The organism is Bacillus sp. FSL R5-0654, from assembly GCF_038008745.1.
Lineage (GTDB): Bacteria > Bacillota > Bacilli > Bacillales > Bacillaceae > Bacillus > Bacillus safensis.
In genome coordinates, this window is the sequence record NZ_JBBOZV010000001.1 from 1,543,000 (window position 1) to 1,565,166 (window position 22,167).

At 43.5% G+C, this 22,167-nt stretch carries 21 protein-coding genes; 19 read left to right on the plus strand and 2 right to left on the minus strand.

Annotation, left to right across the window (positions count from 1 at the left end):
- Window positions 1–29 precede the first annotated feature (29 nt).
- Entirely contained in the window at window positions 30–1,739 is a 1,710-nt protein-coding gene (locus NSS76_RS07705) for an Rqc2 family fibronectin-binding protein (RefSeq protein ID WP_341081580.1), read from the minus strand.
- A gap of 164 nt (window positions 1,740–1,903) precedes the next feature.
- Between NSS76_RS07705 and NSS76_RS07710 the strand changes: the two genes are divergently transcribed.
- From NSS76_RS07710 to spoVM, 17 genes are all read left to right on the plus strand, one after another.
- Entirely contained in the window at window positions 1,904–4,579 is a 2,676-nt protein-coding gene (locus tag NSS76_RS07710) for a calcium-translocating P-type ATPase, SERCA-type (RefSeq protein ID WP_024424216.1), read from the plus strand.
- 83 nt (window positions 4,580–4,662) lie between these two features.
- Complete coding sequence (locus NSS76_RS07715) at window positions 4,663–5,538, plus strand: YicC/YloC family endoribonuclease (RefSeq protein WP_024424215.1); 876 nt, start codon at window positions 4,663–4,665, stop codon at window positions 5,536–5,538.
- Between the two features lie 76 nt (window positions 5,539–5,614).
- Window positions 5,615–5,884: an extracellular matrix/biofilm regulator RemA gene (remA, locus tag NSS76_RS07720; protein WP_008344898.1), complete on the plus strand. Its 270-nt coding sequence runs from the start codon at window positions 5,615–5,617 to the stop codon at window positions 5,882–5,884.
- Window positions 5,885–5,893: 9 nt separating this feature from the next.
- Entirely contained in the window at window positions 5,894–6,508 is a 615-nt protein-coding gene (gene gmk / locus NSS76_RS07725; protein WP_024424214.1) for a guanylate kinase, read from the plus strand.
- Between the two features lie 3 nt (window positions 6,509–6,511).
- The gene (gene rpoZ / locus NSS76_RS07730) at window positions 6,512–6,715 is read left to right on the plus strand and encodes a DNA-directed RNA polymerase subunit omega (protein ID WP_003211647.1); all 204 of its coding nucleotides are present in this window, start codon (window positions 6,512–6,514) and stop codon (window positions 6,713–6,715) included.
- Window positions 6,716–6,832: 117 nt separating this feature from the next.
- Window positions 6,833–8,050 carry a bifunctional phosphopantothenoylcysteine decarboxylase/phosphopantothenate--cysteine ligase CoaBC gene (gene coaBC / locus NSS76_RS07735; protein ID WP_341081587.1) on the plus strand — a complete coding sequence of 406 codons (1,218 nt, stop codon included), beginning with the start codon at window positions 6,833–6,835 and terminating at the stop codon, window positions 8,048–8,050.
- The gene (gene priA / locus NSS76_RS07740; protein ID WP_122631404.1) at window positions 8,047–10,455 is read left to right on the plus strand and encodes a primosomal protein N'; all 2,409 of its coding nucleotides are present in this window, start codon (window positions 8,047–8,049) and stop codon (window positions 10,453–10,455) included. Before coaBC ends, priA begins: the two co-directional genes overlap by 4 nt.
- 15 nt (window positions 10,456–10,470) lie before the next feature.
- Window positions 10,471–10,953 (plus strand): peptide deformylase, encoded by a 483-nt coding sequence (gene def / locus NSS76_RS07745; RefSeq protein WP_024424211.1) that lies wholly within the window; start codon window positions 10,471–10,473, stop codon window positions 10,951–10,953.
- Between the two features lie 5 nt (window positions 10,954–10,958).
- Window positions 10,959–11,912, plus strand: coding sequence for a methionyl-tRNA formyltransferase (gene fmt / locus NSS76_RS07750; protein ID WP_216100352.1), 954 nt, complete (start codon window positions 10,959–10,961; stop codon window positions 11,910–11,912).
- The gene (rsmB, locus tag NSS76_RS07755; RefSeq protein WP_044330699.1) at window positions 11,899–13,242 is read left to right on the plus strand and encodes a 16S rRNA (cytosine(967)-C(5))-methyltransferase RsmB; all 1,344 of its coding nucleotides are present in this window, start codon (window positions 11,899–11,901) and stop codon (window positions 13,240–13,242) included. The genes fmt and rsmB overlap by 14 nt, the downstream gene beginning before the upstream one ends.
- Before the next feature lie 3 nt (window positions 13,243–13,245).
- On the plus strand, window positions 13,246–14,328 hold the full coding sequence (rlmN, locus tag NSS76_RS07760; protein WP_024424208.1) for a 23S rRNA (adenine(2503)-C(2))-methyltransferase RlmN: 1,083 nt from the start codon (window positions 13,246–13,248) through the stop codon (window positions 14,326–14,328).
- A gap of 3 nt (window positions 14,329–14,331) precedes the next feature.
- Window positions 14,332–15,102, plus strand: coding sequence for a Stp1/IreP family PP2C-type Ser/Thr phosphatase (locus tag NSS76_RS07765; protein ID WP_029706534.1), 771 nt, complete (start codon window positions 14,332–14,334; stop codon window positions 15,100–15,102).
- The gene (gene pknB, locus NSS76_RS07770) at window positions 15,096–17,051 is read left to right on the plus strand and encodes a Stk1 family PASTA domain-containing Ser/Thr kinase (RefSeq protein WP_044330695.1); all 1,956 of its coding nucleotides are present in this window, start codon (window positions 15,096–15,098) and stop codon (window positions 17,049–17,051) included. The genes NSS76_RS07765 and pknB overlap by 7 nt, the downstream gene beginning before the upstream one ends.
- Before the next feature lie 12 nt (window positions 17,052–17,063).
- Window positions 17,064–17,960, plus strand: a complete 897-nt coding sequence (gene rsgA / locus NSS76_RS07775; RefSeq protein ID WP_024424205.1) for a ribosome small subunit-dependent GTPase A — start codon at window positions 17,064–17,066, stop codon at window positions 17,958–17,960.
- A 3-nt stretch (window positions 17,961–17,963) separates the two neighbouring features.
- Window positions 17,964–18,614: a ribulose-phosphate 3-epimerase gene (gene rpe, locus NSS76_RS07780; RefSeq protein WP_044330691.1), complete on the plus strand. Its 651-nt coding sequence runs from the start codon at window positions 17,964–17,966 to the stop codon at window positions 18,612–18,614.
- A gap of 60 nt (window positions 18,615–18,674) precedes the next feature.
- A complete protein-coding gene (locus tag NSS76_RS07785; RefSeq protein ID WP_044330689.1) occupies window positions 18,675–19,319 on the plus strand; it encodes a thiamine diphosphokinase in 645 nt (214 codons plus the stop codon).
- A gap of 71 nt (window positions 19,320–19,390) precedes the next feature.
- Window positions 19,391–19,471: a stage V sporulation protein SpoVM gene (gene spoVM / locus NSS76_RS07790; protein ID WP_008354550.1), complete on the plus strand. Its 81-nt coding sequence runs from the start codon at window positions 19,391–19,393 to the stop codon at window positions 19,469–19,471.
- A gap of 69 nt (window positions 19,472–19,540) precedes the next feature.
- Here spoVM and rpmB read toward each other — a convergent pair whose 3' ends face one another.
- Window positions 19,541–19,729, minus strand: a complete 189-nt coding sequence (rpmB, locus tag NSS76_RS07795; RefSeq protein ID WP_003212514.1) for a 50S ribosomal protein L28 — start codon at window positions 19,727–19,729, stop codon at window positions 19,541–19,543.
- Between the two features lie 271 nt (window positions 19,730–20,000).
- On the opposite strand from rpmB, the gene NSS76_RS07800 reads away from it, so the two are divergent.
- Window positions 20,001–20,363 carry an Asp23/Gls24 family envelope stress response protein gene (locus NSS76_RS07800; RefSeq protein ID WP_048239670.1) on the plus strand — a complete coding sequence of 121 codons (363 nt, stop codon included), beginning with the start codon at window positions 20,001–20,003 and terminating at the stop codon, window positions 20,361–20,363.
- Between the two features lie 15 nt (window positions 20,364–20,378).
- Window positions 20,379–22,052, plus strand: coding sequence for a DAK2 domain-containing protein (locus NSS76_RS07805; protein ID WP_073205160.1), 1,674 nt, complete (start codon window positions 20,379–20,381; stop codon window positions 22,050–22,052).
- Window positions 22,053–22,167 lie beyond the last annotated feature (115 nt).

The window sequence follows — 22,167 nt, forward strand, 5'->3', positions numbered from 1 at the left end:
TTACAGGAGATTTTATCGGCTTCTTTTATTTATTTTCTCAGCTTGAGCACAAGATCTTCGTCAGGTGTGACAAATAATGTTTGCTGCTGATCATACGTAACAAAGCCTGGCTTTGCTCCGTTTGGTTTTTTCACATGCCGGATTTTTGTATAGTCGACAGGTACGGAGCTGGACTCTTTTGCCTTTGAAAAATAGGCGGCAATTTGAGCCGCTTCAAGCAGCGTTTGTTCATCAGGTGCTTGGTGACGGATGACGACATGTGACCCAGGAATATCCTTTGTATGCAGCCAAATATCATCACGAGCAGCTGCCTTTGTAGTCAAATACTCGTTTTGTTTGTTGTTTTTTCCGACTAAAATTGGTATGCCTTGGGATGATTCATACGTTTCGAGCTGAATAGCAGCCGGTTTTTTCTTTTTGGCGAGACGCTTTTGTTTGGCGCGTAAATATTTTCCTTCAACAAGCTCTTCTCTCATTTCCTCTAAATCCTTCGGTGAAGCAGAGGACAGCTGCTGAATCAGCTCTTCAAAATAAGCAATTTCTTCATGTGTCCGCTTAATTTGTTCATTTACAGCTTCTACAGCATTTTTTGCCTTTTGATATTTTGTAAAATATGCCTGGGCATTTTCAGAAGGGGTTTTGTTTGTTTTGAGCGGAATCGTGATTTCTCCGCCGTCTTCATCGTAATAATTGATGACAGTCGCTTCTTTATCCCCTTTTTTAATCGCATATAAATTGGCTGTTAACAGCTCACCATAGAGCTGATATTTGTGTGCACCTTGAGATTCTTCAAGGGTTCTTTTTAGCTTTTTCAGCTTGTTTTCATTTTTCTTTTTTTCATTTACGACAAACCGTTCAAGGTCCGCTGCCTGCTGTTTGACTCTATCTCTCTCAGCTTTTCCAAAATAAAAGCGGTCAAGCAGCTGGCTGAGTGAGTCGAATGTCTTCATCTCGCCATGGACATGCTGAAGCTCTAATAAATAGAAATACTCTTTTCCGTCTTTTCTTGTGAGCTGCGGTGTAAAAGAATGCATGCGAATGAGCTGGAACATGTCGAGCAGTGTATTTGGAATTGTTTCTTGATTGGCAAGACCGGCCCGGTGTACAACTTCCTTTGCAAACAGCGGAGAAACTCCAAAGAAGGTATCGACAATTTGATTTGCGATCTTTCCTTCTTGAAAGCGTAAATGCTTCAAAATATCATCCTTTGTCACGTCAAAAGGATTCAATTTTTGCTGCGCAGGCGGCAGAAGGTATTCATGACCAGGGAGCACCGTTCGATAGCTGTTCACAGATGGAGAAAGGTGTTTCAAACCATCAATGATCTGCTGCGTTCCATCCTCTACCAGAATGAAATTACTATGACGTCCCATGATTTCAATGTAAAGCTTACGCGTTTGCTCATCACCAATTTCATTTCTGCTTCTTACATGAAGCACGATCACCCGGTCAAATCCAATCTGTTCAAAACGTTCAATGAAGCCGCCCTCAAGATGCTTTCTGAGGAGCATACAAAACATTGGCGGCTCGCTTGGATTGTCGTATTGATGCTCAGTGAGCTGCACTCTCGCATAGCTCGGATGAGCCGATAAAAGGAGCTTATGATTTTTCCCGTTTGCCCGAATATGAAAAATCAGCTCGTGCTTATATGGCTGATGGATTTTAGAAATCCTCCCGCCAGTTAATGTCTCTTGCAATTCATTTGTCATACCATATGTAAAAATGCCGTCAAATGACATGTTGGATACACCCTCTTCTTTCACACAAATCTACTGAAAGAACTTCCGTTTTCTCGTTCTTTAGGCAGTCTTATTATTATAGCATGATTTAGGACGAGTCTGAATAAACTGGCTTATAGAACACTGCATATGAGAGAGAACAAAAGAGGAGTGGACGAGGTCAAATGAATTGGCATGAACTGAACCAAACCGATTTATTAAAAACAATGAATACATCGATAGGTGACGGACTGTCAGAAAAAGATGTACAAAAGCGGCTTGAAAAACACGGGCCTAATGAATTACAGGAAGGAAAAAAGGCGTCGGCTCTGATCATTTTTTTAGCACAGTTTAAAGATTTCATGGTGTTAATCTTGCTTGCAGCAACAATCATTTCTGCCTTTTTAGGAGAATACATTGATGCTGTTGCGATTGTAGCCATTGTTTTGATTAATGGTGTACTCGGCTTTTATCAAGAACGCCGGGCGGAGAAATCCCTTCAAGCATTAAAAGAATTATCAACTCCGCACGTGTATGCAAGGAGAAATAATGAATGGATCAAGATCCCGTCTAAACATCTCGTGCCAGGGGATATTGTGAAATTTTCAAGCGGAGACCGGATTGGGGCAGATATTAGATTACTAGAAACAAAGAGCTTAGAAATCGAGGAGTCCGCTCTCACTGGTGAGTCCATCCCAGCGGTCAAACACGCAAGTCCGATTTCAAGCAGCCATGTCTCGCTTGGAGATTTGACGAACATGGCCTTTATGGGGACGCTTGTTACTAGAGGCAGCGGCGTAGGGGTTGTCATTGGTACAGGGATGAATACGGCGATGGGACAAATTGCCGGCATGCTGGATGCAGCAGGTAATATGGAAACACCGCTGCAAAGACGTCTCGAGCAGCTTGGGAAAATTCTGATTGTGGCTGCTTTATTTTTAACAGTGCTCGTTGTGGTTCTCGGTGTTGTGCAAGGACATGAATTGTATCATATGTTCCTAGCGGGAGTATCTCTTGCTGTTGCGGCGATTCCAGAAGGACTGCCGGCGATTGTCACTGTCGCACTTTCCTTAGGGGTGCAGCGGATGATCAAACAGAAATCGATTGTCAGAAAGCTCCCGGCGGTGGAAACTCTCGGCTGCGCGTCAATCATTTGCTCAGATAAAACAGGAACAATGACGCAAAATAAAATGACCGTCACCCATGTGTGGGCAGAGGGGAAAACGTGGAATATTTCTGGCACAGGCTACGAGCCATCCGGTGACTTTACCTTAAACGGAGAAATCGTCCATGCCGACAAGCACCCAAGCCTGCAAAAGGTGTTATTATACGGGGCGCTTTGTAATACATCGACCATCGTTGAAAAAGACGGGGAGATGAGACTTGATGGCGATCCGACAGAGGGGGCGCTCCTTACCGCAGCACGTAAAGCGGGTTTTACAGAGCAATTCATCGAAGCTGGATTTCATGTCATTGAGGAGTTTCCTTTTGATTCAGAAAGAAAGATGATGTCAGTCGTCGTTGAAACGAATCAAAAAGAGCGGTATGTCATTGCAAAAGGTGCGCCGGATGTACTAATGAACCGTTCAAGTCATATCATGCACGGCGGGCGCACAGCTTCTTTTTCAGCCACTCACAGGCAAGAAACAGAAGCTGCGATTCAAGGCTTAGCAAGACAGGCGCTTAGAACCATTGCCATTGCGTATAAAAAAGTCGGTCTGACAGACAAAATCACCTCTGTACAGCAGGCTGAAACCGATTTAACATTTATCGGGTTAGAGGGCATGATCGATCCACCGCGTCCTGAAGTCAGACGAGCGATTAAAGAGTGCCGGGATGCCGGGATTAAAACGGTCATGATTACAGGCGACCACGTCGAAACGGCCAAAGCGATCGCCAAAGACTTGAGCCTTTTACCGAAGCAAGGACAGGTGCTCGACGGAAAAGCGCTTGATCAGATGAGCGACAAAGAGCTTGAGCAAACGGCTGAAAATGTATACGTCTTTGCACGGGTTTCCCCTGAGCATAAACTGAGAATTGTCAAAGCCTATCAAAAAAATGGGCATGTTGTGGCGATGACAGGTGATGGGGTCAATGATGCGCCTGCCATTAAACAAGCAGATATCGGCATCTCCATGGGCATCACTGGAACAGACGTAGCCAAAGAAGCGTCTTCTCTTATTTTACTTGACGACAACTTTGCGACCATAAAATCCGCCATTAAAGAGGGCCGGAATATTTATGAAAACATTCGTAAGTTTGTCCGTTATTTGCTGGCATCAAATGTCGGAGAAATTTTGGTCATGCTGTTTGCGATGCTGCTCGCGCTGCCGCTGCCGCTCGTTCCTATACAAATCTTATGGGTAAACCTTGTCACAGATGGTCTGCCGGCTATGGCACTTGGCATGGATAAGCCAGAAGGCGATGTCATGAAGAGAAAGCCGCGGAATGTGAAAGAGGGCATTTTTGCTAGAGGGCTTGGCTGGAAGGTCATTTCAAGAGGCTTCCTCATCGGACTTGCGACCCTTTTGGCATTTATATTTGTGTATCACCGCGATCCAAACAACCTGCAATATGCACAGACTGTCGCATTTAGTACGCTTGTATTGGCGCAGCTCATTCATGTATTTGACTGCCGCAGTGAACGGTCCATTTTTGAACGTAATCCATTTGGGAACCTTTATTTGATCGGTGCGGTTTTGTCATCACTTTTGCTCATGCTTGTGGTCATTTATTACCCGCCGCTTCAGCCGATTTTCAAAACGGTCGCGGTTGCACCGATTGATTGGCTGCTGATCATCGGGATGTCTGCACTGCCAACTTTTTTACTGGCAGGATCACTTTTGACAAGAAAAAAATAATTGATTATGGTATAATTTTGAGGTAATAGTGTCTGCTATTACCTTTTTCATTTTATTAATATGAAAGAATTGGGTGTTTTGACATGATACGCAGTATGACGGGATTCGGCCAAGCGAGTAAAACGGATGGAGAACTGACAGTGTCAGTTGAGCTAAAATCGGTCAATCACCGTTTTAAAGAGGTTCATGCCCGTTTGCCGAGGCCGCTTTTATATTTCGAAGATACATTAAAAAAGATCATTCTTCGTCACGTGCAGCGCGGTAGAATTGAGCTGTTTGTCACGATTGAAGGCGGTAAACTAGCAAGCCGGTCCTTACAGATCGACTGGCCGCTGCTTGATGAATACATGAAAGCCGCAAAAGACCTCGAGAAACGCTATCACATTTCAGGCATTCAGCATGCACATGACTTATTGGGGCTGGAGCTTGCCGTTCAGGTGGAAGAGTCAGCCAGCCGAAATGAACAGTTAGAGCAGCTGCTGATGGAAGCTTGCGAGGCTGCTGTCAAGGAGCTTTGCTTCATGAGAGAGCAAGAGGGAGCATCCCTTCAAAAAGACTGTGAACTGAGGCTTTCTGAACTAGAGGCCTATACAGAAGAAATCAAAGTCTTTGCACCAGAGGTTGTGAGTCAGTACAAAGAACGATTGAATCAGCGATTGCAAGAATGGATCGGAGAGGCGCTTGACGAGAGCAGACTGACTACAGAGGCAGCCATCTTTGCTGACCGGTGTGACATTACAGAAGAGATCACGAGATTAAAAAGTCATTTTCAGCAGTTTCAGCAAATCTTGCTGCAAGGCGGTGCTGCCGGACGAAAACTTGACTTCCTTGTACAGGAGCTCAACCGTGAAGTGAACACCATTGGATCAAAAGCGAACCATCACCATTTAACAAAGCTGGTGGTTGAAATGAAAAGTGCTATTGAAAAAATAAAAGAACAAGTGCAAAATATAGAATAGTCATTGTGTATGCTGTTTACAGTGCGTCTCTTTCGGCGAGACTAGAGACGTTTATATTACAGGGGGACGAAAGAAGATGACCATAAAGTTGATCAATATCGGATTTGGAAACATCATTTCAGCGAATCGGATGATTTCGATCGTCAGTCCGGAATCAGCACCGATTAAACGAATGATACAAGACGCAAGAGATCGAGGCATGCTCATAGATGCTACATACGGAAGAAGAACCCGTGCTGTTGTCATTATGGACAGTGACCATGTCATCTTATCTGCCGTTCAGCCTGAGACTGTCGCGCAAAGACTTTCTGTAAAAGAAGAAATCATAGATGAAGGGCAGGGGTAATACGCCATTATGAAAGAAAGAGGACTTTTAATCGTTCTCTCTGGACCTTCGGGAGTTGGAAAAGGAACGGTCAGACAAGCCATTTTCTCCCAGGAAGATACGAAATTTGAATACTCTATTTCTGTGACAACGCGCAAACCGCGTGAAGGTGAAAGAAATGGTGTCGATTATTTCTTTAAAACCAGGGAAGAATTTGAACATATGATTGAAAACAAAAAACTGTTAGAATGGGCAGAGTACGTCGGGAATTACTACGGCACGCCTGTTGACTATGTAGAACAGACATTGAGCGAAGGAAAAGATGTTTTCCTTGAAATTGAAGTGCAAGGCGCACTTCAAGTAAGAGAAGCATTCCCAGAAGGTCTTTTTATTTTCCTTGCACCGCCTAGTCTTTCAGAACTTCAAAACCGCATCATTACTCGCGGTACAGAATCTGAAGAGCTCATTCGAAACCGAATGGCCGCTGCGAAAGAAGAAATTGAAATGATGGATGCTTACGACTATGTCGTTGAAAACGATGATGTCGAGCTGGCTTGTGAAAGAATCAAAGCGATCGTCCTTGCAGAACACCTGCGCAGAGACAGAGTCGCACCAAGATATAAAAAAATGCTGGGGGTAGAATAAACCATGTTAGATCCTTCAATTGACTCATTGATGAACAAACTTGATTCAAAATATACACTTGTAACAGTGTCTGCACGCCGTGCACGTGAAATGCAGATCCACCAAGATCAGCAGATTGAAAACACAAAGTCTTACAAATTCGTAGGCAAAGCACTAGAAGAAATCGACGCTGGTCTTTTGACATTTGAAAAAGAGGATCAAGAATAACACATCGCTTCTGCAATGCAGATACGATACGTTCAAAAAAGTCAAAACTATGATTGGTTTTGACTTTTTTGAATTGTAGACGAATTTGTGAAAAAGGCCGTTAAGGGGGACAAACAAATGTTACAGTCAAAAAATATTTTGCTCGGTGTCAGTGGAGGAATCGCTGTATATAAAGCAGCAGCACTTACTAGTAAACTCGTACAAGCGGGCGCAAATGTCAGAGTGATTATGACGGAATCTGCTCGTGAGTTTGTGTCTCCGCTTACCTTCCAAGCTCTGTCTAGGCATGAGGTATATGTAGATACATTCAAAGAAAACAATCCAAGAGTCATTGCGCATATTGACGTAGCTGACTGGGCCGATCTCATTCTTGTTGCCCCTGCAACAGCACATACGATTGGAAAAATGGCCGCTGGACTTGCAGATGATATGCTGACGACGACTTTGCTTGCTTCAACAGCGCCTGTATGGATCGCTCCAGCGATGAATGTGCATATGTACGATCACCCCGCTGTGAAACGGAACATTCGCACATTATATGAAGACGGCTACCGGTTTATTGAGCCAAGTGAAGGTTATTTAGCCTGCGGTTACATTGGAAAAGGGCGATTAGAGGAGCCTGAAAAAATTGTGGAACACATCCGTGCTTTTTTTGAAGAGCCAAAAAGCTTACCGCTCTCAGGAAAAAAAGTCGTGGTGACAGCAGGTCCTACACGTGAAGTCATCGATCCTGTCCGATTCTTTACAAATCGTTCTAGTGGAAAAATGGGCTATGCGATCGCAGAGGCTGCTCAGCAAATGGGGGCAGATGTTACGCTGATTTCTGGACCTGTTTCTTTAACTGAACCTGACCATGTACATGTAGTGCACGTTGAATCAGCTGAAGATATGTATCAAGCTGCGCTAGATGTATACGGAGAAGCTGATCTTGTCATAAAATCAGCAGCTGTCGCCGATTACACCCCTGTCACGACATATGCTCATAAAATGAAAAAACAGGACGGCGCTTTGGACATTGAATTTACCCGGACAAAAGATATTTTAAAAGAGCTGGGGAAAAGAAAAGAGCATCAAGTGCTGGTCGGATTTGCAGCTGAAACGCAGGATGTAGAATATTATGCGAAAAAGAAAATTGAATCCAAGCATCTAGATATGATTGTGGCCAATAACGTCACTAAAGAAGGTGCAGGCTTTGGCACAGATACCAATGTGGCAACGATCATCAAAGCAGATGGAACGAAAAAAGAGCTGCCGATGATGAGCAAAAAAGACCTCGCTTTTGAAATTTTAAAGGAGGCAATACAGCTGCTTCCAGAAGAGCGTGATCGCGCATGATTGCTGAAGTCATCGTAGATGTCACAACGAAAGCCATTGACCGGCCATTTGATTACCGTGTACCAGATCGATTCAAAGATCTCGTCAAAGCGGGAATGAGGGTGGTCGTTCCCTTTGGCCCGCGGAAGATTCAAGGGTTTGTGACAAAAGTCAAAGAGGAAACAGACATCAAGACAGGAAGCATCAAAGAGATAGTCGATTTATTTGATTTATCACCTGTTCTGACAGATGAGCTGCTGGAGCTTTCCCACTGGCTGACGGAAAAAACATTGTCCTATCATATTACGGCACTTCAATCGATGCTGCCCGCAGCCATGAAGGCAAAGTATGAAAAAGAAATACAGGTGCTATCAGAGGAAGAACTTCCGCAGTCATTGAAAGAGCTTTTCGGTCAGCGAGAGAGCATTCTTTATGCTGACATCCCGGCTGAACAATTAAAACAGATTCAAAAGCATGTCCAAAAAGGTCATCTAGAGGTGAGATACCATGTCTCGCAAAAATCTGGAAAGAAAAAGGTCCGCATGCTCCAGTTGGCTGTATCGAAAGAAAAACTTGAAGAAAAGCAGCAGCAGCTAAAGAAAAATGCGGTAAAACAAAAGGCACTGATCTTTTACTTGCTTCAAGCGGGAGAGACAACCTTTTTAGCGAAAGACTTGCAGCAGCAAACAGGCGCGAGTTCTCAAACGCTTAAAACCTTTATTCAAGAAGGGCTGTTAACAGAAAACTATGAAGAGGTTTACCGGGATCCTTACCGTGATCGGGAGTTTACACCATCTGCATCACTTGATCTCACGCCTGAGCAAACAGAGGCGGCAAAACATATTCATCAAGCAGTCAGTGAGGACCAGCACGAAACCTTTTTGCTGCACGGAGTGACAGGAAGCGGCAAAACGGAGATTTACTTGCAGACAATTGATCATGTTCTTCAAAAAGGAAAAGAAGCGATCGTTTTAGTTCCTGAAATCTCGTTAACCCCTCAAATGGTGCAGCGATTTAAAGAACGATTTGGCTCAAATGTAGCCGTTCTTCACAGCGGCTTATCGACAGGAGAAAAATATGATGAATGGCGGAAAATCCATCGCAAGGAAGTCAAACTAGTCGTTGGCGCAAGATCTGCTGTTTTCGCACCATTTGAAAACTTAGGCATGATTATTATAGATGAAGAGCACGAATCCTCTTATAAACAAGAAGAAATGCCTCGTTACCATGCCAAGGATGTCGCCATTGAACGAGCAGTGCGGCATCAATGTCCAGTCGTATTAGGCAGTGCAACACCTTCACTTGAAACCTATGCACGTGCGAAAAAAGGCGTCTATACATTGCTCTCGCTCAAGCACCGCGTCAACCAGCAGCAGCTGCCGCACGTTTCGTTAATTGATATGAGAGAAGAACTAAGAAATGGCAACCGCTCCATGTTCTCAGAAGAATTAATGATCAGGTTAAAGGAAGTGCTTGAAAGAAAAGAACAAGCCGTTTTATTTCTGAACAAAAGAGGCTATTCATCCTTTGTGATGTGCCGTGATTGCGGATATGTGGAGCAATGTCCTCATTGCGAAATTTCTCTTACCTATCACCGCTATCAAAAACGGCTGAAGTGCCATTATTGTGGTCACGAAGCACCAGTACCTGCTGAATGTCCAGAATGCCACAGTGAGCATATTCGCTACTTTGGAACTGGCACGCAGCGAGTAGAAGAAGAACTGACAAAGGTGTTGCCTGAGGCGCGTGTGATCCGAATGGATGTGGATACAACGTCTCGTAAAGGTGCTCACGAAAAGCTTCTTACGTCTTTTGGCAATAAAGAAGCGGACATTTTGCTCGGGACGCAGATGATTGCAAAGGGGCTGGATTTCCCAGATGTCACACTTGTTGGTGTTCTCAGTGCGGATACATCCCTTCACATCCCTGATTTTCGTTCAAGTGAAAAAACATTTCAGCTTCTCACGCAGGTCAGCGGCAGGGCAGGGCGCCATGAAAAAGCGGGCTCGGTTATTATTCAATCGTATACACCTTCTCACTATAGTATTGAATTAACGAAGCAGCATGACTACGAAGCCTTTTATGAACAGGAGATGCTGCATCGCCGCCACCAGTCCTATCCGCCTTATTACTTTTTGGCGATGGTGACAGTGTCACACGAAGAAGTGACGAAGGCAGCACATGTCACTGATCAAATTGTCCAGTTCCTAAAAATGAACTGTGCACCGAATACTCGAATCCTTGGTCCGGCCGCATCGCCAATCGCTAAGATCAAAGATAGATATCGGTATCAATGCGTGATAAAATACAAAAGGGAAAATGAACTGGCAAGTTTACTACGGAAAATACAAGACCATTATCAAAAGGAAATGGAACAAAAACAATTGATGATTTCAATAGATATGAATCCATATATGATGATGTAAAACGGAGGGCTGTAAGTGGCAGTAAAACCAATAGTCATACATCCGGCAGAAGTGCTTGAACAAAAGACAGAGCGCGTCGAGACGTTCGATAAAAAGCTTAAAAAACTGCTGGATGATATGTATGATACAATGCTTGAGCTGGATGGAGTTGGACTAGCAGCACCACAAATCGGTATTTCAAAAAGAATCGCTGTTGTAGATATCGGGGAAGAACCTGGCAGAATTGACTTAGTGAACCCCGAGGTGCTTGAAGTAGAAGGAAGCCAGACAGATATTGAAGGCTGCCTGAGCTTTCCATCTTTATACGGCACTGTAGAGAGACCGAACTATGTGAAGGTAAAAGCCTTTGATAAGAAAGGCAAACCATTTACAATAGAAGCAGACGGATTTTTAGCAAGAGCTTTATTGCACGAAATTGATCATTTAGACGGCATTTTATTTACGTCAAAAATCATTGAAACGTATACAGAAAAAGAACTTGCGGAAATGGAAGGGTGAAGAAAATGGCACGTATCGTATTTATGGGAACCCCTGATTTCTCAGTACCTGTGCTGCAAACACTAATAACAGAAGGATACGAAGTGGTAGGGGTCGTCACGCAGCCAGACCGCCCAAAAGGAAGAAAACGAGTGCTCACACCGCCTCCTGTAAAAGTGGAAGCCTTAAAGCACGGCATTCCTGTGTTGCAGCCTGAAAAGGTGCGCCTTGATGAAGAAATTGATAAGGTGCTTGCATTACAGCCGGATTTAATTGTCACAGCGGCATTTGGACAAATCTTACCAAAGCGATTACTCGATGAACCTAAGTTTGGCTGTATCAATGTTCATGCCTCGCTCCTGCCAGAACTAAGAGGCGGCGCGCCGATCCATTATGCGATCCTTCAAGGCAAAAAGAAAACAGGCGTTACCATCATGTACATGGTAGAAAGACTTGATGCAGGTGACATGATCAGTAAAGTAGAAGTAGAAATCGATGAATTAGACAATGTCGGAACATTGCATGACAAATTAAGTGCAGCTGGTGCCACGCTGCTAAAAGATACGGTGCCAAATGTTCTAAGCGGGTCTATTTCTCCAATTCCGCAAAATGAAGAAGCGGCCACATACGCACCAAATATTAAGCGGGAGCAAGAAAAGTTAGACTGGACAAAAACCGGTGAAGAGCTTTACAACCAAGTTCGCGGGCTAAATCCTTGGCCAGTTGCCTATACTGAATGGAACGGCGCTCATCTAAAAGTATGGGAAGCGAAAAAGGTTCCGCTTCAAGTGCAAGAAGAACCAGGGAAAGTGATTGAACTTCAAAAAGAAGGTCCGGTCATTGGAACGGGGAATGAGCAAGGCCTTTTATTAACAGGTGTGCAGCCAGCTGGTAAGAAAAAAATGAGCGGCGAAGACTTCTTAAGAGGCGCAAATATCGAAATTGGACAGAAATTAGGGTTAATGAATGAAGAAAAGTAATGTGAGAGAAGTAGCGCTGGACGCTTTAATCAAACTCGAACAAAATCAAGCTTACAGTAATTTACTGTTGCAGTCAGTCATGAAAGATAAAGACTTAGCTGATCAGGACAAACCGCTGTTAACAGAGCTTGTATATGGTACACTGCAAAATAAGCTGGCATTAGATTATATGCTGACGCCCTTTGTGAAAAAACCGCAAAAGGTCGCTCCATGGGTGATGCAGCTTTTGCGGATGTCTCTTTATCAAATGGTGTACCTTGAAAAAATACCAGATCGTGCAGCCATTCATGAAGCTGTCGAGCTAACGAAAAAGCGCGGGCACAAAGGCATTTCTTCACTTGTGAACGGTGTTCTTCGTTCCGTGCAAAGAGAAGGCGTTCCGTCATTTGATGCGATCAAAGATCCCGTAAAGCGGCTGTCCATTGAGACAAGCCACCCATTGTGGCTTGTGCAGGAGTGGGTTCAGGCGTACGGGTTTGAAGCGGCAGAAAGCATGTGCCGCATTCATTTAGTCCCGCCAAAGCAAACCCTTCGTGTCAATCGAATGAAAACTGACCGCACGGCACTGCAGCAGAAACTAATGGATGCAGGCATCGAAACGGAGCTTGGCGACTTATCTCAAGATGCGCTCAAGCTCATGAAAGGGTCTATCGTCTCAACTCCATCTTTTCAAGAAGGCTATGTGACGATACAAGATGAAAGCTCGATGCTTGTCGCAAGAGCGCTCGACCCTCAGCCGGGAGAAACGGTGCTTGACGCCTGTGCGGCTCCTGGCGGAAAATCAACACATATTGCAGAACGTATGAATGATGAGGGCAAAATTGTTTCACTTGATTTACATGAACATAAAGTGAAACTCATTAAACAAGCAGCAAAACGTCTGAACCTTACTCACATTGAGGCAAAAGCACTTGATGCAAGGAAAGCGGCAGACTATTACAGCGAAGCTTCGTTTGACCGTATTCTCATTGATGCACCGTGTTCCGGTTTTGGCGTCATTAGACGAAAACCAGACATGAAATATACAAAGTCACAAGAAGACTCAGCAAGGCTTGCGGCTATCCAGCAGGCCATTTTAAAGGAAGCGGCCCCGCTTTTAAAACCGGGCGGAACCCTTGTATACAGTACATGTACAATGGACCCAACAGAAAATCAACAAGTGATTCATGCGTTTTTACAAGAACACCAAGACTTCGAACCCGATCTATCTCTTAATGAACGGCTGCCTGAGCAGGTTGCTCCGTTTGTTCAAAACGGAAGTGTACAAATTCTTCCTCATTATTTCGGAACAGATGGTTTCTTTATTTGCAGCATGAGAAAGAAGGGATAAAAAATGACAGAACAAAAAGTAAGAAAAGAACTGAAGACAGAAATGCCGTCGATCTACTCATTTGAGCTTCACGAAATGAAAGAATGGTTAAAAGAACAAGGCGAAAAGCCTTTCCGCGCAGCTCAAATTTTCGAGTGGCTTTATGAGAAACGTGTGACATCCTTTGACGATATGTCTAACCTTTCAAAGGATTTAAGAGAAAAATTAAAAAATCAATTTGCGATCACTACATTAAAAACCGTGATCAAACAAACGTCTCAAGACGGAACGATCAAGTTTTTATTTGAATTACATGATGGCTATACGATTGAAACAGTACTGATGCGCCACGAATACGGAAACTCTGTCTGTGTTACAACTCAGGTTGGCTGCCGAATTGGCTGTACATTCTGTGCATCTACACTTGGCGGGTTAAAACGAAACCTTGAAGCAGGAGAAATCGTTGCTCAAGTATTGAAAGTGCAGCAGGCACTTGACGAAACAGATGAGAGAGTCAGCTCGGTTGTCATCATGGGAATTGGCGAACCGTTTGATAACTTTGACGAAATGCTTGCCTTCCTTAAAATCATCAACCATGACAACGGCTTAAATATTGGCGCGCGTCATATTACAGTGTCGACAAGCGGAATCATTCCAAAGATCTATCAATTCGCTGATGAGCAAATGCAAATCAATTTTGCTGTCTCTCTGCATGCACCGAACACAGAGATCAGAAGCCGTCTGATGCCGATCAATAAAGCATATAAGCTGCCAAAATTAATGGAAGCCATTGAATACTACATTCAAAAAACAGGTAGACGTGTCAGCTTTGAATACGGCCTGTTTGGCGGAGTAAATGATCAAGTTCATCATGCAGAAGAGCTTGCAGACTTATTAAAAGGAATCAAGTGCCACGTGAACCTCATTCCGGTGAACTATGTACCGGAAAGGGATTATGTAAGAACACCGAGAGAACAAATCTTCCTATTTGAAAAAACGCTGAAGGAACGCGGCGTAAACGTAACAATTAGACGAGAGCAAGGCCATGATATTGATGCTGCTTGCGGTCAGCTAAGAGCGAAGGAGCGTCAGGAAGAGACGAGGTGACGAATGTTGATAAGGGCAGCCTTTCAAACCGATACAGGAAAAGTCCGTCAGCATAATGAAGATGATGCAGGTATTTTTGAAGCAAAAGAAGACACCCTTCTAGCTGTTGTAGCAGATGGAATGGGAGGTCATCTTGCTGGTGATGTCGCCAGTAGGATGGCCGTCTCTTCTTTAAAAGAATACTGGGAAGAAACATCATCAATCCCAGCAAAACCAGCAGAGCAAGAAAGCTGGTTAATCTCAAAAATAAGTGACATTAATGATCAAGTATATGAACATGCGAAAAACAATGAGGAATGCCAAGGAATGGGGACAACCATTGTTTGTGCGCTCGTTCATTTGCAAACGGTCACAATTGCCCATATTGGCGACAGCCGCTGCTACTTGCTAAGAGAAGGAGCACTGACCCAGCTAACAGATGACCATTCACTTGTAAATGAGCTTGTGAAAACAGGTGAAATTTCTAAAGAGGATGCAGAATATCATCCAAGAAAAAATGTGCTTACAAAAGCATTAGGAACAGATAAACACGTTCAAATCGATGCACATACCTTTGAAGTGGATCCAGGAGATCAAATCCTGCTTTGCTCAGATGGTTTATCAAATAAAGTAGAAGAAGAGAATTTGATTCATATTTTAAACCAAACGACCGCACCAGATGAAAAAGTAACAGCATTAATCCAAACAGCGAATGACAACGGCGGTGAAGATAACATTACAGCAGTATTGTTAGAAATCTCCTCCCAGCCAGAGGAGGGTGACAGCAAGTGTTGATCGGAAAACGGATCAGCGGCCGTTATCAGATTCTTCGCGTCATAGGCGGAGGCGGAATGGCAAACGTTTATTTGGCGGAGGATATGATTTTAGATCGCGAAGTCGCGATTAAAATTTTGCGCTTTGACTTTGCAAGCGATGATGATTTTATTAGACGTTTCCGGCGTGAGGCGCAGTCAGCCGCAAGTTTAGATCATTCAAATATTGTTAGCATCTACGATGTAGGGGAAGAAGATGACATTTATTATATTGTCATGGAATATGTCGAGGGGATGACGCTGAAAGAATACATACATGCCAATGGCCCGCTTCATCCGAAAGAAGCCGTTCGCATTATGGAGCAAGTGGTTGCGGCAATGGAAGAAGCCCATGCAAAGCAGCTCGTCCACCGGGACATTAAGCCTCACAATATATTAATAGACAACATGGGGAATATTAAAGTCACTGATTTTGGGATTGCCATTGCACTCAGCTCAGCGACCATCACCCACACAAATTCGGTTCTAGGATCCGTGCACTATTTGTCTCCAGAGCAAGCCCGCGGAGGTCTTGCGACGAAAAAGTCAGACATCTATTCACTTGGCATTGTGCTCTATGAACTCATTTCTGGACGCATGCCATTTGAAGGGGAATCAGCTGTCAGTGTTGCGCTGAAGCATTTGCAATCAGAGCCGCCATCTGTAAGAAGGTGGAATCCTTCTGTTCCACAAAGCGTGGAAAACATCATTTTAAAGGCAATGGCCAAAGATCCATTTTATCGATATGAAGATGCATCTGAAATGCAAAAAGATCTGCAAACTGCTTTCGACCCTTCAAGACTAAAAGAAAAACGCTTTGTCATTGAAGAGGATCATGAAGCAACGAAAGCGATCCCAATCATTCAAGATCATCAAGTCGATGAAGACAATGAAAAAACAGCTGTCCATCCGGTGCAAAAACCGAAGAAAAAAGAGAAACAAAAGCCGAAAAAGAAACGAAAAAAATGGCCATGGGTTGTGGCATCCATCCTGTTTATTCTAACTGCTGCGACCATTTTAGCCATCACTGTGTTTCCCGGACTGCTCTTTCCAAAAGATGTTGAGGTCTCTGATGTATCTGGCATGACGATTGAAAAAGCAGAGGACACCTTGAAGAAAGCTGGCTTTACCGTCGCCTCTGAACCAATAGAGATCGCTGATGAGAAAATTGAAAAAGGGCTTGTTGTCAAAACAGACCCGAAAATCGGCACAAAGGTAAAAGAAGGCACCGAGATTCAGCTGTACCAAAGTTCGGGCAAGGAAAAGACCGAATTACCTGATGTAACAGGTGAAAAGGTCGATAAAGCAAAAGAATTATTAGAGAAAAAAGGGTTTAAGCAAGTTGTTGTGGAGGAAGTAAATGATAATGACACCGAATCTGGGATTGTCATGGAACAGAAACCTTCAGCGAGTACTGAGCTTGTGGCAGCAGATGAAGAAGTGACGTTGACGGTCAGCATAGGTCCTGCCGATATTACTTTGCGGGATTTAACGACATATAGTAAACAGGCTGCATCGAATTATTTAGAGGATAACGGATTAAAGCTTGATGAAAAAGAAGCGTATTCTGATGATGTACCAAAAGGTGAGGTCATGAAGCAGGAGCCAGGAGCAGGTACTGCTGTGAAACCAGGGGATACGGTTAAGATCACCTTCTCACTCGGACCGAAGAAAAAACCGGCTAAAACGGTTACTGAGAAGATTGCCATCCCGTATGAGCCAGTCACTGAAGGGCAAGAGATGACCGTTCAGATTTCCATTGACGATGCTGAGCATAGCATTTCTGATTCATATGAAACCTTTAACATCACTGCACCAACTGAACGGACCATTAAATTTAAGATTGAACCAGGTCAAAAAGGATACTATCAAGTGACGGTTGATGATAAAGTCGTAAGCTCTAAAACAATCGAATACCCTGACGATGAATAAAGGAGGGACTTTATGCCTGAGGGCAAAATTATTAAAGCATTAAGCGGATTTTATTATGTGCTCGATGAGTCTCTAGAAAGTGGAAAAGTGATTCAGTGCAGAGCGAGAGGCATTTTTCGAAAAAACAAAATCACACCTCTAGTTGGAGATTATGTCGTATATCAAGCGGATAACGATAAAGAAGGCTATTTATTAGAAGTAAAAGAGCGGACAAACGAACTTGTTCGTCCGCCTATTAGTAACGTCGATCAAGCGGTGCTCGTTTTCTCTGCGACAGAACCGACCTTTAGCACATCGCTTTTAGACAGATTTCTAGTGCTGGTGGAAGCAAATGATATTAAGCCGATTATCTGTATCACAAAAATGGACTTATTGAAAACAGATGAAGAGCGTGAAAGTATTCAAGGCTATGCAGAGGACTATCGGCAAATTGGATATGATGTTCATGTAACATCCACGATCGAGGGAGACGGAATTGAAAAGCTGACCCCGCATTTTCACAATAAAATCACTGTATTTGCCGGTCAGTCTGGTGTAGGTAAGTCCTCCCTTTTAAATGCGATGAGTCCTGATTTGGCGCTGAAAACCAATGATATTTCCTCTCATCTTGGAAGGGGGAAGCATACGACAAGACATGTCGAACTCATTCGTACAGCAGAAGGGCTCATTGCAGATACACCTGGCTTTAGCTCGCTCGAATTTACCGGCATCGAAGCGGAAGATTTAGGCCTTTACTTTTTAGAAATCAAAGAGCGGAGTGCAGATTGTAAGTTTAGAGGCTGTCTGCACGTGAAAGAGCCTGGCTGTGCGGTAAAAGGCGCGGTCGAACAAGAGCAAATCAGAGCGTATCGCTATCAGCATTATTTAGAGTTTTTAACTGAAATCAAAGACAGAAAGCCGAGGTACTAACTCATGGTTTATATTGCCCCTTCCATTTTATCAGCAGATTTCGCCAATTTGGAGAAAGATATCCGTGATGTGGAGCAAGGCGGAGCGGATTACATTCATATCGACGTGATGGACGGCCATTTTGTACCGAATATTACATTTGGGCCGAATGTTGTGGAAGCAATCAGACCGCATACAAAGCTGCCGCTCGATGTTCACTTAATGATTGAGCAGCCAGACCGGTATATTCCTGCATTCGCAAAAGCAGGTGCTGATATTATTTCTGTCCATGTAGAGGCTTGTCCGCACTTGCACCGGACGATACAGCACATAAAAGAACAAGGTGTAAAAGCAGGTGTCGTCTTGAACCCGCACACACCTGTTTCTCAGATTGAGCATGTATTAGAGGACGTAGACCTTGTCTTATTCATGACGGTGAATCCTGGTTTTGGCGGACAGGCGTTTATTCCCTCTGTCCTCACGAAGGTAAAAGAAGTGAAGTCCCTTAGCGAACAAAAGGGCTTAGCAGACTTACTCATTGAAATAGACGGCGGTGTCAATGTAGAGACTGCAAAGAGCTGTAAAGAGGCGGGCGCTAACTTACTTGTGGCCGGCTCAGCGGTATACGGTAAAAACAACCGTGCAGCCGCCATTCAGGCCATTCGAGAAGCGTAAAAAAAGGAACCAAAGTCACTCTGATCTTTGGTTCTTTTTACATGGAGAGGAGCGTATATCATGCACATACATATCGTAGCCGGCGGTCCTTTTAAATACATCCCGCCCCTTGAACAGGAAGCATCACAGGACGATATTCTCTGGGTCGGTGTAGACCGGGGGACGCTTTTTTTACTAGAGCACGGCATCATGCCTGCCAAGGCTTTTGGTGATTTTGACAGTGTGACAGAAGAAGAGCTTTGTGAGCTGAAAAAGAAATTGCCTGCCTTGAATGTATTTCAGGCTGAAAAGGATGAAACCGATTTAGAGCTTGCGCTGAACTGGGCCATGCGCCAGCACCCAGCGCATATTCACATCTACGGCATTACAGGAGGAAGGGCTGATCACTTTCTAGGAAATATTCACCTTCTATATCAAGGCATTCAGCACAAGCAGAACATCACTCTTGTAGATAAGCAAAATATCATTCAAATGTTTGGACCAGGTACATACGAAATAAAAGAAGACCCTGATAAAAAATATGTGTCGTTTCTGCCCTTTGGTACATCGGTTGAAAAGCTGACATTAAAAGGTTTCAAATATCCTCTGAAAAATTGTCATATTGAGCCTGGTTCCACACTATGTATTAGTAACGAACTCATCCACTCAAATGGTACTTTTTCTTTTCATGAAGGCATATTAATAATGGTAAGAAGCAAAGATTGACCAACCTATCAATGTGGATGGCTGATTAAGCTCAATTGTGCTGCAAGCGGTACTTTTAGGAGGGGGACAAAATGAAATTTTATACAATCAAACTGCCTAGATTTCTTGGCGGCATTGTCCGTGCGATGCTTGGTTCATTTAAAAAAGATTAATGAGTAATCTCCTTTATTTCCACATAAAAACGCCTGCTACAGTTTATTGTAGCAGGCGTTTACTCTTGCTTATACACGCTCAACTTTACCAGATTTCAAAGCTCGAGCTGATACATATACTCTTTTAGGCTTACCGTCCACTAGAATACGAACTTTTTGAAGGTTCGCGCCCCATGTACGTTTTGTAGAGTTCATTGCGTGAGAACGGTTGTTCCCAGCTTTTGTTTTTCTGCCTGTAATAACGCATTTACGTGCCATTTGTTTCCCTCCTAACTGCGAAAACATCATCATATTCTTCATATACGTACTTAGAGATGCCTCAAGATACTTTAATAATTTACCACAGCTTCAAGGGGTTTGCAAGGATTGTTTACTCCTCTTTCAAGAAAAATACCTTGACATCTTGATAAAAAATCAAGGCTATAGTATAAGTAGGATTGGGTCGGATTGAATGATTTCTTTTAAAAAGAAGGGTCTTATAGTAAAATAGTGATAACTCAGGGCAATTTCTCAAAAAGGGGGAACCAATGTGTCCATTGAACTTAGAACGAAATACGGACAAATTGATATATCAAATGAAGTCATTGCAATGGTGGCAGGAGGCGCTGCGATCGATTGCTATGGTATTGTTGGCATGGCGTCCAAAAATCAAATTAAGGACGGCTTGACGGATATTCTCCGCAAAGAGAACTTCAGCCGGGGTGTTCTTGTGCGTCAAAAAGAAGACCGCATTCATATTGATATGTACATCATCGTCAGCTACGGTACAAAAATATCAGAAGTCGCACATAATGTTCAAACGAAAGTCAAATACACGATTTCTCACACAATTGGACTTTCTGTTGACTCGGTCAACATTTATGTACAAGGAGTAAAAGTTACGAACCCGTAGTAAGGAGGAAATATATTGTCTATTAGAAATCTTGATGGCCGTTCATTTGCAAAAATGATTCTTGCAGGTGCTCACCATCTTTCTCAAAACGCACAAATTGTTGATGCGTTAAATGTTTTTCCAGTGCCAGACGGAGACACGGGGACAAATATGAATTTGTCGATGACTTCAGGGGCAAAAGCAGTTGAAGAAACAAATACCGATCATATTGGGAAGGTCGGCGTGGCCCTCTCGAAAGGGTTATTGATGGGCGCAAGAGGAAACTCTGGCGTGATCCTGTCACAGCTCTTTAGAGGTTTCAGTAAACATATTGAACAAAAAGAAACGATTGATGCAAAAGAATTTGCTCTTGCCTTACAGGCGGGTGTTGATACAGCATATAAAGCCGTGATGAAACCGATTGAAGGAACGATCTTAACAGTTGCAAAGGATGCAGCAAAGAAAGCGGTTGCTGTTTCGGCAGCAGAGGATCAAATTGACCGCGTTTTAGAGTTAACGATTGAGGAAGCAAGAGCATCACTTGATCGAACGCCAGATCTGCTTCCTGTGTTAAAAGAAGTGGGTGTTGTCGATAGTGGAGGTAAAGGACTTCTATGCGTATATGAAGGTTTCCTTGCTTCATTAAGAGGAGAAGAGCTTCCTCCTAAAGCGGCTTCTTTACCTACGCTAAAAGAACTCGTTAGTGCTGAGCATCATAAAAGTGCGCAAAGCCACATGAACACAGAAGATATCGAATTTGGCTACTGTACTGAATTTATGGTGAAATTTGAAGAAGACAAACAGTCCTTTGATGAGAATGCCTTCAGAGAAGACTTAAGTGAATTCGGAGATTCACTTCTTGTGGTGTCTGACGATACACTGGCGAAAGTTCATATTCATGCAGAGCAGCCAGGAGATGTCTTATCCTATGCACAGCTCTACGGCAGCTTAATTAATATGAAAATAGAAAACATGAGAGAGCAGCATAGCTCAATCGTGAACGAAGAAAGAGAACATGTGCCTGCTGCACCAAAAGCACCTGCTGCTGAAAAACAGCGCTTTGGCGTCGTCAGTGTCGCAATGGGAGAAGGAATTGCTGACTTGTTCAAAAGCATCGGAGCTTCCGTCGTCATTGAAGGCGGACAGACGATGAATCCGAGCACAGAAGACATTGTCACAGCAATAGAAAGCGTACATGCCGAAACCGTCTTTATCTTACCTAATAATTCTAATATTGTCATGGCAGCTAAACAGGCGGCAACTGTCTCAAACCGTGAGGTCGTTGTCATTCCGACGAAGACCGTTCCTCAAGGAATGTCGGCACTTCTTTCTCTCAATGAAGCAGCTTCAAATGAAGACAACGAAAGAGCGATGCTAGAAGCGATTGACCATGTGAAAAGCGGGCAAATTACCTTTGCAGTGAGAGATACTCAAATTGATGGCATCGACATTGCCAAAGGTGACTATATGGGTCTGTTCAACGGGAAAATCACCTTAACAGCGAAAAATCAATTAGATGCAGCAAAAGAACTTCTCACCAAAATGGTGACAGAAGATGATGAGATTGTCACCATCATTAAAGGGGAAGATGCATCATCTGATGAACTGGATGCACTGCAAGCCTTTATTGAAGAAACATTTGAAGATGTAGAAGTTGAAGTCCACGATGGAAAACAGCCGCTTTATTCATATATTTTGGCGGTTGAATAACGAAAGAAGGGCAAATAAAGCCCTTCTTCTTCTTTTGCAATTTTTTACTAGCCATTCCACGGTGAAATGAGTTGCGGGAAACGAATGAATCCATTAGTCTAAAGAAAGAACCAAA

Excerpts from the sequence above, each read along its gene's own strand:
- rpmB (WP_003212514.1), bottom strand. The coding sequence starts at position 19,729 with ATGGCACGTAAATGCGTTATTACAGGCAGAAAAACAAAAGCTGGGAAC.
- fmt (WP_216100352.1), top strand. The coding sequence starts at position 10,959 with ATGGCACGTATCGTATTTATGGGAACCCCTGATTTCTCAGTACCTGTG.
- gmk (WP_024424214.1), top strand. The coding sequence starts at position 5,894 with ATGAAAGAAAGAGGACTTTTAATCGTTCTCTCTGGACCTTCGGGAGTT.
- rsgA (WP_024424205.1), top strand. The coding sequence starts at position 17,064 with ATGCCTGAGGGCAAAATTATTAAAGCATTAAGCGGATTTTATTATGTG.
- remA (WP_008344898.1), top strand. The coding sequence starts at position 5,615 with ATGACCATAAAGTTGATCAATATCGGATTTGGAAACATCATTTCAGCG.
- rsmB (WP_044330699.1), top strand. The coding sequence starts at position 11,899 with ATGAAGAAAAGTAATGTGAGAGAAGTAGCGCTGGACGCTTTAATCAAA.
- NSS76_RS07765 (WP_029706534.1), top strand. The coding sequence starts at position 14,332 with ATGTTGATAAGGGCAGCCTTTCAAACCGATACAGGAAAAGTCCGTCAG.
- rpoZ (WP_003211647.1), top strand. The coding sequence starts at position 6,512 with ATGTTAGATCCTTCAATTGACTCATTGATGAACAAACTTGATTCAAAA.
- NSS76_RS07785 (WP_044330689.1), top strand. The coding sequence starts at position 18,675 with ATGCACATACATATCGTAGCCGGCGGTCCTTTTAAATACATCCCGCCC.
- coaBC (WP_341081587.1), top strand. The coding sequence starts at position 6,833 with ATGTTACAGTCAAAAAATATTTTGCTCGGTGTCAGTGGAGGAATCGCT.
- priA (WP_122631404.1), top strand. The coding sequence starts at position 8,047 with ATGATTGCTGAAGTCATCGTAGATGTCACAACGAAAGCCATTGACCGG.
- NSS76_RS07715 (WP_024424215.1), top strand. The coding sequence starts at position 4,663 with ATGATACGCAGTATGACGGGATTCGGCCAAGCGAGTAAAACGGATGGA.
- NSS76_RS07705 (WP_341081580.1), bottom strand. The coding sequence starts at position 1,739 with ATGTCATTTGACGGCATTTTTACATATGGTATGACAAATGAATTGCAA.
- NSS76_RS07710 (WP_024424216.1), top strand. The coding sequence starts at position 1,904 with ATGAATTGGCATGAACTGAACCAAACCGATTTATTAAAAACAATGAAT.
- rpe (WP_044330691.1), top strand. The coding sequence starts at position 17,964 with ATGGTTTATATTGCCCCTTCCATTTTATCAGCAGATTTCGCCAATTTG.
- rlmN (WP_024424208.1), top strand. The coding sequence starts at position 13,246 with ATGACAGAACAAAAAGTAAGAAAAGAACTGAAGACAGAAATGCCGTCG.
- spoVM (WP_008354550.1), top strand. The coding sequence starts at position 19,391 with ATGAAATTTTATACAATCAAACTGCCTAGATTTCTTGGCGGCATTGTC.